A 12396-nucleotide genomic window follows, 5' to 3' on the forward strand; every position below is an offset into this window, starting at 1 on the left:
CATGGCTACCCAAAATCACCTTTCCCATTGCAGTCGCCTCCATCCAACAGATAGAAGGCAATTCCTAAAAACCTCCACCTTGGTAACCGCGGGTGCCGCGATATTGCCTGGAGGAATCGTTTCTCAATCGTTAGCCGCCTCCAAACCTAAGCAGTCCCAAGCAGAAACCCTCGTTAAAACCTTATACAATAGTCTCTCTGAAACACAGCGGAGCAATGTGTGCTTCGACTTCGATCATCGTCTCAAGCACGAGATCGACAACAATTGGTTTATCGTGAACGACCATCGAGTTCGCTCCTACACCCGAGAACAACAGGCCATGATCCGCGAGATCTTCATGAAGATGCACAGCGAAGAATACGCGGACCAAGTGATGAAGCAAGTCCTTGAAGACAGCGGACGTGGCGGATTTGGAGAATGCTCAATCGCCCTATTCGGAAAACCGGATACCGGCAAGTTTCAATTCGTGCTAACCGGTCGCCATACCACCAGACGCTGCGATGGCGATTCCGTAGAAGGCACCGCGTTTGGCGGGCCTATCTTCTATGGCCACGCGGCACAGTCATTTAATGAAAGGCCCCAACATCCGGACAACGTCTACTGGTTCCAGGCTAAGAGAGCAAATGAAGTTTTCCAAATGATGGATGGAAAACAAAGAAAACAGGCCTTAATGGTGAGATCGCGCGACGAGCAAGGAAAGAAAACCATCGCCTTAACCGGAGAGAATGAAGGTCTCGACGGCGTCCGAATGACCGAGCTAACATCGGACCAGAAAGACGAAGTTCGCAACCAGCTTAACGACCTCCTTCTGCCCTTTCGTGAGGGAGACCGTCAGGAGTCACTGAAGCTAATTGAGAAAAGCGGTTTCGACAATCTGCACCTCGCATTCTACAAGGGAGATGATGTCGGCGATGACGGCGTATGGGATGTCTTTCAAATTGAAGGTCCCAATATGATCTGGTACTTCCGCGGCGATCCCCATGTCCATACCTGGGTGCACATCAAAGATCACGTCTAGAACATCTGAATACGATGAAGTTGTCTTGCTGCATCTGGGCACTGGAAGAAGGTAGGGGTCCTTTGCGGTACTGGAGACGATTTCAAAAACGCCGCGTCTCCGAAACTCAATGCCTCAATCAACTCGCTGAACTCGGTTTCCATTCGTTCGATGTGTGCCCCACCATGCAGCGAACACCGGAAGCCCTGTTGACTCGGGAACAACGCGGTCTATCGGTCACCTGCCTAAGCATTTGCCATGACGCCCCGTCAAAAACCAGCTTCCATAGTGACGATCCTTCCGTCTGGAAACCGCTTTTCGCGCACGCGAACGATGCCATCATACACGCCTCCCGTCTGGGGGCTCATTGTGCTTACGTGGTACCCAGTCCTCCTACCGAAAACCTTTCGAGCTACGCTCACCGATACACCGAATTAGCCGAGCTAGGACAACAAAACGATATCAAGATCGGCATTGAACATTTTCCGGGAACCGCTTTTCCCACGGTTCAGTCTACGCTCGATTTCATCAAATCGGTTGATCACCCCAATCTCTATTTGCTCTTCGACATTGGTCACGCCCAGATGTCCAACGAAGATCCCACCGCGGCCCTTCACCTCGCGGGCGAACGCCTAGCCTACGTTCACTTAGACGACAATAACGGAAAAGACGATCTCCACCTGGCCCTAACCGATGGCGTGCAAACAAAGCAAAGCCTGAAATCTTTTTTTTCCGCTTTAGGAGATATTGGATACGAAGGGACGATCAGCCTAGAAATACATCCAACCCTCCCCAACCCTCTCGATGCGATTCGCCGCAGCAAACGCATCGTTGAGGATCTCATCGAGATTCGCTGAGCCCGACCTTTAGCAATAAAAAGCGTCGAGGTACTCCACGGTAACAAGCGTGGATCTCCCAGCACCCAAAATAAAACGCAGCACCCTCTCGCAGCGCCCCTAGCCCGCTAAGGCCAACCCCGACTCCGGGTCATCAACCACCTCAAAAAAGTTGATAATCATCTCGTCCCAAGACTGCTGCCCAAATAGAACCCGTATTCTATTCAGACTAGCTCACCGGATCCAGGATACCAGCAGGACAGTAGTGTAGCGAGCGATCCTAGAAATTCTTCAGCAAATAGGCTGAAACAGCAGGTCATTTTCGCGAAATCGACGAGTGCCAGCCGTTTAACTCGACCAACGTTACCATTAAAGCCTTGCGGTCCCAATAATCCACGGAGTTTCTAACTTGATAGAGCCAAAACAACCTTCAACCTCTCCCAAACCAGCTCAGAATTCCCCCGTGACTCTTTCCCAACGCTATCGCTTCGAAGACTTCACCCCGCGCGTTCACGCGGTCGTACTATCGTGCCTCGCTCTAGGCATCCTCGTCCTAGCGATGCTGTTCATCCACTACCGCGAAGTCAATGTGTGGGAGAGCATGGTGGCGGGCAAAGCGCTGCTCAACCCCTCCTACGCCGAGCGCATCTACGAAAGTAGCGTCTTCCGCACGCGTGCAAATACCTGGTCAAACTACGGATTTGTCGCTGTCGGTGCCTACGCCCTTGCCCTAGCCTGGCTAGACTCAAAACGAAAGCACGACGCTAGAGCGGGGTATATTGTGCAGAATCCAATATATGGGGCCCTGTTCGGCATTGGCTGTATCTATCTTGGCATAGGCAGCGGCTTCTTTCACGCCAGTCTGACGCGTTGGGGACAACAGTTGGATGTGGCATCGATGTATGCCTCACTAACTGCGCTGATAGTGATGAATCTGGAGCGGAACCTGCCAAAGTTGCCTGGCCCAAAGTGGTGCACCCAAGTGTTCTGGGTAGCTTGCATACTCGCCGCAAGCGTGTATTTCTACATCTTCAAGTGGGAGATGTCGTCAAAAACGATATTAACAACGTTGCATTTCACGATGGTCTTTTTTTGCGTCGCCGATCTCTTCCGACGCAAATCGCACTTTCATAAAATCTGGGCGCCCCTGTCCTTGGCAGTGATTGTGTTCGCTGTCTACATTCGGCAGTTGGGCGTTGATGGCAAATTCTCCGGCCCCGACACCGTATTCCAGGCGCACGCTATATGGCATCTCATGTGTGCGGCGTCCCTCGCATGTATCTTTCTGTACTACCGCTCCGAGCACATCGTGCTCGACCGTACGAATGCAGCAAGGTGACCGTTCTGAAAGCGTATCCAAAGGCTATTCCCTCAATGCTTTATTTATCACTATGAAAGATGTGTTTGCTCCAAGCAACAGCACCGAAATCCATGGCTCAGTTTGGGTAACTCGACTAGAAGGGTCTGGTTCGTCGCATTTTCAAAGTTTGGGATAAGCAAGAAGGTCGCGAATTCAGCGAAGTCTGGTTTAAGCACTCCAAAGCCAAAGCCATCATTTTCAAAGAACTCGTCCGAATCATATTCCGTATGCCTTGGTATTCACGTTATAAGTAGACATTGTCGCATACACTTTGGCGAAATTTGCCTATATGGTGCACGCAACAGGCGTCCATATCGACATTTTCTCTAATTGGGAAAAACAGCGACTGACCAACCCTATCCCAAAACAGCTTGGCGAAATTGCTGAAGAAGTGAATGAAAGGCTGAATAACCCTCCCAAGGCATTACGTCTAATGTTAGTGAATGGCCTAAGAAATAACTCTGCTGGGATAAGATTAAAGAACAATCCATTGCTCTGAACCCCGATCTCAAAGGTATCCTCATGAACCACGAGCAGAATAGAGAAAAGGTTAAGGAAGGCTTCCGCAAACAAGCGATACAGGACTCAATACATGGGCAAACTCATGTAGTAGAGAAAGATGCTTCCTTTTGGAGCAACTGCACGAATGGAACCATACCAATCGCAAATTAAGTCCAAAAGAACTCGGTATTCTCAATACTGCTTACTCAATCCCACGTAAGATACCGTCTGACAAGCAGGCCACGACTCTAGTCAAAGCAAAGGAGCGGGCTAAAATCGAGGAGTTCTTCGCAGATGGGTGAGTAGAGCTCAGGTTACTGATAGTTTTGATTGTTGATAGGAAATTCAATTGAATTTCCTATCAACAATAACTGTAAGATTAGCTTTACGCCGCGATCCTCAACAATGTAGATTCTCGTAGTTTAAAAACGGTACTGCGAGGACGCAGTTGACCTACCAGAAGCTCGTTTACCCTATGAAAAAAATATCCGTATTAATCAGCCTCATAATCCTGAGTTCATCTATACTATCAGCACAAAATCAAAAACGAAACAAAGGAGCCGGCATCCCTCCTGAAATATTGAACGCTTACCAGGCTCTCAACTTCGAGGGTATGCCCTATCGCTTTCTTCTGCCTGATAATTACGACTCAAAAAAGAGCTATCCGCTGATACTCAACTTGCACGGACGTGGTGGTATCGGAGACGACAATGAAACGCAGATGCGGAACTGGACCGAAGTATTTGTCGACAAGGTCTGGCGCAAGAAATACCCCTGCATCGTGGTTGCTCCCCAGTCCTGGGATTCCTGGTCCGTTTTCAATGAACAAATTCCAAAATTGACCGCTGAAGAAATAGCGAGATTCAGTCCGGCTTGGAAACAACGTTTTGATTCAGGCCGTTACCCAACGACCACTGTATCCACAGGAAGCCTATCCATGGCCTTTCTTCTGATGGATAAAATCTCCCAGGATTACAGCGTGGATACCAAGCGTATCTACGTCATGGGACACTCGATGGGAGGAGCAGGATCTTGGAATGCTGTATGGGCTGCCCCTGAGCGTTTTGCAGCGGCCATTCCTTCTGCCGGAGGGATTCCTCCATGGAAAGACAAGGCCCGTTTCAAAAATGTCCCCATCTGGACCTTCCATGGAGATGCCGATCCTACAGTACCTTTTAGTTTCTCCAGCGAAATTTTCGATGCGATGAAAGAAATGGCTGGAAACATGAAGTTCACGGTTCTCAAAGACGTTAAACACGGTTCAAGCATCTACAGCTTTTATTATAAAGGAGACGACCAGGAAAAGGGCTTCATCACTCGCTCCAGCAGTGATCATTGTGACCCAACACCCGACGTTTGGGACTGGTTATTTAGACAGAAGTTAAAGTAGGGCACGGCTTCCAAGCTGTTTTATTTGTGCAGCCTTAGTCGTAAGACCGAGAACGGCAACCTTCGACTTTCCCTTTTGAAGGAAACAGGTAAAATGCCAGAACCTCCAGTAAAAACTGTCTTATCTAATCCCAACTAGCTCCAACATCAGCGGGAGAGAAAGTGGAGCCGCCCATCGGAATCGAACCGACGACCTATTCATTACGAGTGAATGTAGTTGATTTTACAGCACGTTTTATTTGGTCCTAATTCGCTCTTTTCCAGGTGTTTAAAAAACCTAAGGAACCATTAACGAACCGCCAAAAACGTAGATAAACCCTAGTTCCTGCCCAATTTTTGAGATAACGATCAAACAACCATCCCCTACCCACCCATCAGCTTGGGGTTGGCCTCCACAATCTGGCAAGGGCGAGAGGTATGGGGCTTTTTGAGAAAACCTTAACCCAGCCTGCGTCTAGCAGCGGCTAGCACAACCACACCAACTCCGAGAAGAGCTGCTGTGGACCCGTGTCGGGGAAGGACCTGTACTCAACTATCAAACTATTGGCGCCAGTATCGGGAACGGCTGTTTGAGCTGCGAACCGATAACACCAATGATGGGGAAGCTGAATCACCTCGATACCCGCTTCCGATATCACCTTTCTGGGCTCTTTGGAAAACCAGTATTGAAAACCTCGCATACATTCACCCGTTGGTTGATCAAAAAGGGGCCACGAATACATTGATTTACTTGGTGGCCAACAAAAGCGTTCAACAGTGCAAAGCCTCTTTCACCAATTTACAGAATGTTATTATCAGAGTTCTCGAATTCGAACTTTTCGGACCCAGAACTCCTGGCCGTGATCTTGGATGGCAATCCAGCCTTTTTTGGCTAGCGGCTTATCCAAGGGGCGAGCCTTATCTAGATTCAATTGCTGTACGATCTGACCATTGAGTCTTACTGCGAGACGGGAACCCTTAAGTCGAACGATCATCTTGTTCCATTGTCCAGCTGGTTTGACTGCATTCATTTTCGGTCCTGAGGTTTTAATGACGCCCCCGACGTCATGGTGGCCGAGTTCCTTTTTTCCAAAATCATCCTTCAATTGAATCTCGAATCCATATAGAGTAGCGTCTGACTGGTCTGAAATACGAAAGTAGAATCCCGAATTTCCGCCGTCTCCGACTTTGAATTCTAACCGGCAAACAAAATCCTGATACTGTTTCGGAAACCAAAGGTAGGCATCGTAGCGCTTCCAGCCGGTTTCTCCCTCACGTGGTTCGAGATGGAGAACACCCTTACTCTCTTCCATCCAATTCCCATTAGTCTTAAAATTTGAAAGCTTATAGAGCTTAATTAGCGGGTTCGGATTCTTGGAGACCTTTTCTTTCTCTGCTGGGCAAAGATTCAAAGCAAAGAAAATAAAAATTGGGGCTATTAAGATTCTCATGGCGGGAATGAAGTGCGACTAGGCCAAGGATGTCACGACGAAACCAAAGCGCTGACTGAGTCCATAGAATATATCATGAACGCTTGTTCGGATCATGATATATTCGTAAATCTATAAGCGAAAGGATGTTCGCGAATTTCAAAAGAAAATGCCCGTGATCCTGGGGCACATGAATTGCAGATTTTTTTAGGCACTAATCCCGTTGCTGGATTATCCACGGTCGCGTCGATCCGCGGAGGGGATTTGGTATAAACTAGACGAAAACTCCGAATCTACTCGCTAGTGGATTGCAACGAACATTTTTTTAAGATTTTCTGTCGAGCATGTTGAGAGTATCTATTTTGTTTTTTGTTGCTAGTACTTTAGCCGTTTCAATGTTGGCTTCTGACCCGCCGAGGATTGTTTTTTTGACAGGAGACGAGGAGTATCGGTCAGAGGAGTCAATGCCTATGCTGGCAAAAATTCTTCGTCGCGATTTTGGCTTTCATGTTTCGGTCGGGTTTTCACTGGACGAAAATGGATCTATTGATCCTAACGCTGCGACCTCATTGACTAGGACGGAAGAGTTAAAGGACGCGGACTTGATGGTGCTGTTTTTGCGTTTCCGCCGTCCGGACCAGGCCTCGTTTCGGCACATTCTCGACTATCTCAAATCGGGCAAACCGGTGGTCGGCTTTCGTACTTCAACCCACGCATTTCGTTTTGCTAAGGAGTCCCAGTATTCCGATTGGGGTTATCAGGACGACCCCACTTTCATCCACAGCTTTGCTGGCGGCAATTTGACACGTGAACTTTTAGGGCAGAAGTGGATCACGCACCATGGTCACTTTTCGGACGGCTACAAAACTCTGACCAGCGTGACGATTGATTCTGCGGCAGAGGACCACCCAATTCTTAGGGGTTTGGAAAGGTTTGAAGCGTATTCATGGCTATATCACGTTGAGGGCGGTGGTGATACAATTGCAGGGGATCCTCAATTTTTACTCAATGGAAAGTCCCTGCAGTCGAACAAAGAAGATCGGGGACAATTGAATAGATATCCTATTTCTAATCCAGTCGCTTGGACAAAAACGCATAGCCATGGGTTTAGCTATGCTCGAGTATTCATGACAACGTTGGGGCATCCCTATGACTTCAAAATACCGATGATGCGGCGTTTTGCCTTACAAGGGATTCTATGGGCCCTTTCTTGCGAGGAACTAATACCACCTAATGGGGTGGGTACGGAAATTGACGGAGTGTATAAACCAAACAATTCTGGTTTCGGAGATAAATACAAAAAGGGTCTGAAGCCGGATGACCTTTTTGAGTAGCTATCGAACTGCCTTATATTTTAAAAATAACGGACATTAGCTTAGAGTGAAAATATCCATCTATTTAGAATTCATCATCGTAGTTATCCTCTTATCCCGTGAAGGTTTGGCTCAGCGGATCGAAATAAGCCAGGGAGAAAGGTTGGTTATCGTCGGATCAGGCATGGCTTCTCGAATGACGAAGTTTGGCCATTTTGAGACTGAACTGTATCTGAATTTTCCGGACAAAAATCTACATATTCGTAACATGGCCGATGAAGGAAATACGCCTGGTTTCCGGCCCCATCCAGGCCGTCATTACGAGTATCACTTCGCATTTCCAGGAGCGAAAGAGCTCGTTCATGAGTCATACCACATCGATACGAAGAGTGAGGGACATTTCGAGTCACCGGACCAATGGCTAACCCGACTCAGGGCGGATACGATCATAGCGTTCTTCGGCTACAACTCTTCGTTCGAAGGCGAGGACGGGCTAGAACGTTACGAGAAAGAATTCGAGGGTTTTGTGAAACATACCCTTACCCAGCGCTACAATGGATACGGTCCACCTAAGCTTGTGGTCGTCTCACCAACGGCTTTCGAGGAGAAGCCACGCAATTTCGACGGTCCAGACGGAGAATCAATCAATCGGAATCTGGAACTTTATACCGATGCAATGGCTGTAATCGCATCTAATCATGGCGTACTCTTCGTGGATGCTTTCAACGCCTCAAAGCAATGGTATACTGGAAACGATATTTTGACAAATGATGGCGTCTTGCTCAACGGCATGGGATACCTAAAACTGGCAGAGTTTCTGTCCGAATCGATTTTCGGGAGCCGATCGATACGGGAAGGTATTCGTGAAACGATTAACATGGCGGTTAATGAGAAAAACTGGGCATGGCTCAATAATTTCAAAATTCCCAATGGGGTTCATGTTTATGGGCAGCGTTTCGCTCCCTTCGGTCCGCAAAATTATCCAGACGAGTTGAGGAAGACCGAGGAGATGACGGCCGTTCGTGAGCGAGCTATATGGGCCGCTTTGAATGGGCAATTTTTTGACATTGAGGCAGAGGACAACAAAACGCATCCGTTACCTGATGTGCCGACAAACTATACTTTAAGTGCCAAAAACGGGACTGTCGATTACCTGCCTGGGAGCGATTCAGTATCGAAAATTGAAACTGCGGAAGGCTACCGGATGGAATTGTTTGCCTCCGAAAAAGAGTTTCCTGATTTAGCCAATCCCAGCCAGATAGCCTTCGACAATCAGGGCCGGCTCTGGGTTGCTACGATGCCGAGCTACCCGCACTACCAAATTGGAGACGAAAAACCGGCTGACAAGCTATTGATTTTCGAGGATGCTGATAGTGACGGCAAAGCGGATAGTCTACGCGTTTTCGCAGACGACTTGCACATCCCTATTGGCTTTGAAATCGCACCGGAAGGTGTCTACGTATCCCAAAGCGATAGCCTCGTATTGCTGAAAGACGTTGATGGGGATGACAAGTACGATGAAAGGGAATACATCTTAAGCGGATTTGACGATCATGACACGCACCATGCGATCAGTGCATTTTCTGTGGATCCATCTGGTGCTATTATTATGGGAGAGGGCTATTTTCTACATAGCAATATCGAGACAATCTATGGGCCTGTAAGAGGTTCTTGGGGTGGCTATTTTAGATATGATCCAAGTCGTCGGAAGTTAGACCGTATCGCCCAGCTAAATATGCCAAACCCATGGGGAGTTGCGTTCGAAGATTATGGACAGGGCTTTTTCCTCCACACATCGAATCCAACTGTTAGTTGGCTAACCCCTGCGTCTGTGAGACCAATTTACGGATATAATATGTTGGCTCCTCAAATTCTTACGGACAGTTTTGTTCGCCCCACATCGGGCTTAGAAATTGTATCAAGCGGGCATTTTCCTGATGAGGTTCAAGGCGATCTACTTTTCAATAACACGATCGGATTTTTGGGAGCAAAACAACATGAGTTGGAGGAAGAAGGATCAGGTTTCTCCGCAAAATGGCGCCAGAACCTATTTTCTTCTGACGACTTAAATTTTCGACCCGTCGATTTGGAGTTTGCTCCAGATGGTTCCCTATATGTCGCCGATTGGCATAACGCGTTGATTGGTCACATGCAGCACAACGCCCGAGATCCTTTGCGGGATCACGTTCATGGAAGAATTTACCGGGTCACCTACCCGACGCGACCGTTAATCGAGCCAGCCAAGATTCATGGTGCATCGATTGCTGAGCTACTCGAATCTTTAAGGTCTCCACAGTTGCGAACGCGTTACCGAGTTCGGCGCGAATTGCGTGGCCGAGAGTCAGATGAGGTCTTGCCAGCATTAAAGTCGTGGGCTGCTCGGCAAAGCGATGAGCGGCTGAAGCTAGAGGCATTGTGGGTCTCTTGGGGTCATAACGCCGTGGACAAAGGGTTGATGGAAGAGCTCTTCGCCTCGAAGGATCACCGCATCCGCTGCGCGGTTATATCTGTGGCCCGATACAACCTTGACCAGCTTCCTGCCGCTATTGGAATCGTAGACTCTGCGGCTAGGGATTCCCATGCTCGCGTTCGATTAGAAGCCCTTGTGGCTGCTTCTTGGCTGCCGTCTGATATAGGCTTACCTATTATTGAAGAAGTTAAGGGTATGGGGCTGGATAGCGACGTTGCCCGCTACAGCTACGAGTACGCACAAGCAGGACTGTCTGGACGACCCGTGCACCCGAGTGCGACGGACAAAAATTACCAACATGAAGAAGCAGGAGCACAAGACGCGTTTACGAAGCTTGGTATGGAAGTTTATTCGCGCGAAGGATTCTGTGGAACCTGTCATCAGCCAGATGGGAAAGGTTTACCTGAGGCTGGATTTCCGCCCCTAGCAAATACTAAGTGGGTCACAGGGAATAAAGAAACGCTTATAAAAATTACCCTTAAAGGCCTTGCTGGACCAATTGAAGTGAATGGCATAATTTATCCGGGACAAGTGCCCATGACTGGTTATGAAAGCCTCGTTAGCGACCGTGAATTGGCTGCTGTATTGAGCTATGTTCGCTCGTCATTCGGAAACAATGCCAGCCCCGTAAGCTCAGCCGATATCAAGTTTGTTCGTGAAAAGTACTTAGATATAAACGGCCCATTAGACGCATCGACGTTGAGTCCAGATTAGCTGGCTCTAATGTTGGCTTCTCGTTTCTTCAAAATGGTTTTTCTCCTCGACTAAAATGTAAAGGTCAGTCGTTTAAGTTGGAGACGCCCATCGGATTCGAACCGGCTAACTGTTATTTATGAGTAAACGTATACGATTTTAAACTACATTTTATTGGTCTTGATTTTCTCTTTTCTAATTATTTACAGAACCATATGGCACCAGGAAGAAGCCGCCAAAACGTAGATAAACGTTAGTTTTTTCCCAATTTTGAGATGACGGATACGGAAACCATCCCCTTTTAACCCATCAGTTTGGGGAGGGGCCGGCTACAGGTCTTGAAGGTGTTTGTCCATCCATTGGACATAAGTTACGGCCAGATCAGGCAGGTTTGTTGCCCCGGCAAAATTATACCCATGACCGCCTTCCTTAATCCGTAATAGTTTGCTAATTACGCCGGCTTCACTTAACATTTCGTGCATTTGCTCGGACTGGGAAAACAGCACAGTCTCGTCCGCGTCGCCGTGGGCTAGCAATATTGGTGCGTCGTCTGGGGTTACGTGGTATATGGGGGAAGCTTCAGTGGCGATGAGGTATTCGATCGAGCCTTCGATAAGGCGCTCTTTTTCACGGAAACCTAGGAAATAGTTGGCGTCCTGCCCATCGATGAAAGAGGCAGGGGCCGCTCGAGCGACAACGCATTGTACTTTTCCGCTCAGTTGGTTGATCGGGCCATCATCCTTCGTAAATTCATCTCCATCTAACACTCCGAGCATACTTACCAGATGGCCACCTGATGAACCACCTATGGCCCCGATTTTGTCAGGGTTAATTTTGTAACGTTTAGAGTGGAATCGAATGAATCGTACAGCTCGCTGTGCATCTTCGACTTGATCCGGGTAGGTAAACCTCGGTGTTGCTCTGTGATTGAGTGCGAACAATGTATACCCTGCTGCTAGCATAGGTTCGCCATCGGCTTTAACATGTTCTTGATGGTTTAGGATGCGGGCGTCATATCCAAGAGGTCTTGTCCAGCCACTTCCCGATATTTGAACAATGGCAAATCCATTGGGATTCTTCGGATGGTAGACATCCATCACTAGAGCCAGGCCGGAATACATGCCGTAGATGACGTTTCGCTCTACGTTGGCAGCGTTTTCCAATTTAGGCTGAGCATCGATATAAGTTGTTATTACAAAAACGGAGCACAAAAGAAGTTTTTTAAGCATATTATTGTTTGATTTGCGGTTAATTTGATAATTGGAGCTTAGATTCAGCCGCGTTTTCCTACAGCTATAAGCAACCCGAAAGCAGACCAAACAGTAATAGAGACAACCGCTCGCGAAATATAGATTGACGCTACTTCAACCTCGCACCATCTGGCAAGGGCGAACGGTGAAGCAGGCTTATAAAGGAACCCCTTACATC

General features: G+C 48.0%; 8 protein-coding genes and 1 pseudogene. 6 read left to right on the forward strand and 3 right to left on the reverse strand.

Features of this window, described 5'->3' with window-relative positions:
• Position 1 precedes the first annotated feature (1 nt).
• From GA004_RS11145 to GA004_RS11160, 4 genes are all read left to right on the forward strand, one after another.
• Positions 2-1018, forward strand: coding sequence for a DUF3500 domain-containing protein (locus GA004_RS11145; protein ID WP_283393942.1), 1017 nt, complete (start codon positions 2-4; stop codon positions 1016-1018).
• 14 nt (positions 1019-1032) lie between these two features.
• A complete protein-coding gene (locus tag GA004_RS11150; RefSeq protein WP_283393943.1) occupies positions 1033-1854 on the forward strand; it encodes a sugar phosphate isomerase/epimerase family protein in 822 nt (273 codons plus the stop codon).
• A gap of 442 nt (positions 1855-2296) precedes the next feature.
• Entirely contained in the window at positions 2297-3172 is an 876-nt protein-coding gene (locus tag GA004_RS11155; RefSeq protein WP_283393944.1) for a ceramidase domain-containing protein, read from the forward strand.
• Positions 3173-4169: 997 nt separating this feature from the next.
• A complete protein-coding gene (locus GA004_RS11160; RefSeq protein ID WP_283393945.1) occupies positions 4170-5084 on the forward strand; it encodes a carboxylesterase family protein in 915 nt (304 codons plus the stop codon).
• Between the two features lie 437 nt (positions 5085-5521).
• On the opposite strand, the pseudogene GA004_RS18220 reads toward GA004_RS11160, so the two are convergent.
• Together GA004_RS18220 and GA004_RS11165 are read right to left on the reverse strand one after the other, a co-directional pair.
• A pseudogene (locus GA004_RS18220) lies at positions 5522-5587 on the reverse strand (VPDSG-CTERM sorting domain-containing protein); the annotation flags it as partial.
• A 290-nt stretch (positions 5588-5877) separates the two neighbouring features.
• Positions 5878-6513 (reverse strand): 3-keto-disaccharide hydrolase, encoded by a 636-nt coding sequence (locus GA004_RS11165; RefSeq protein WP_283393946.1) that lies wholly within the window; start codon positions 6511-6513, stop codon positions 5878-5880.
• A 323-nt stretch (positions 6514-6836) separates the two neighbouring features.
• On the opposite strand from GA004_RS11165, the gene GA004_RS11170 reads away from it, so the two are divergent.
• Both GA004_RS11170 and GA004_RS11175 read left to right on the forward strand, forming a co-directional pair.
• The gene (locus GA004_RS11170; protein ID WP_425492868.1) at positions 6837-7826 is read left to right on the forward strand and encodes a ThuA domain-containing protein; all 990 of its coding nucleotides are present in this window, start codon (positions 6837-6839) and stop codon (positions 7824-7826) included.
• 46 nt (positions 7827-7872) lie between these two features.
• Positions 7873-10989 (forward strand): PVC-type heme-binding CxxCH protein, encoded by a 3117-nt coding sequence (locus GA004_RS11175; protein ID WP_283393947.1) that lies wholly within the window; start codon positions 7873-7875, stop codon positions 10987-10989.
• Positions 10990-11297: 308 nt separating this feature from the next.
• Here the strand turns inward: GA004_RS11175 and GA004_RS11180 are convergent, their stop codons facing one another.
• On the reverse strand, positions 11298-12197 hold the full coding sequence (locus GA004_RS11180) for an alpha/beta hydrolase (protein WP_283393948.1): 900 nt from the start codon (positions 12195-12197) through the stop codon (positions 11298-11300).
• Positions 12198-12396 lie beyond the last annotated feature (199 nt).

The organism is Candidatus Pelagisphaera phototrophica (assembly GCF_014529625.1).
Lineage (GTDB): Bacteria > Verrucomicrobiota > Verrucomicrobiia > Opitutales > Opitutaceae > Pelagisphaera > Pelagisphaera phototrophica.

Bases quoted from the DNA above. Each gene is read 5' to 3' on its own strand.
- GA004_RS11145 (WP_283393942.1), top strand. From the start codon at position 2: ATGGCTACCCAAAATCACCTTTCCCATTGCAGTCGCCTCCATCCAACA.
- GA004_RS11150 (WP_283393943.1), top strand. From the start codon at position 1,033: ATGAAGTTGTCTTGCTGCATCTGGGCACTGGAAGAAGGTAGGGGTCCT.
- GA004_RS11160 (WP_283393945.1), top strand. From the start codon at position 4,170: ATGAAAAAAATATCCGTATTAATCAGCCTCATAATCCTGAGTTCATCT.
- GA004_RS11165 (WP_283393946.1), bottom strand. From the start codon at position 6,513: ATGAGAATCTTAATAGCCCCAATTTTTATTTTCTTTGCTTTGAATCTT.
- GA004_RS11170 (WP_425492868.1), top strand. From the start codon at position 6,837: ATGTTGAGAGTATCTATTTTGTTTTTTGTTGCTAGTACTTTAGCCGTT.
- GA004_RS11180 (WP_283393948.1), bottom strand. From the start codon at position 12,197: ATGCTTAAAAAACTTCTTTTGTGCTCCGTTTTTGTAATAACAACTTAT.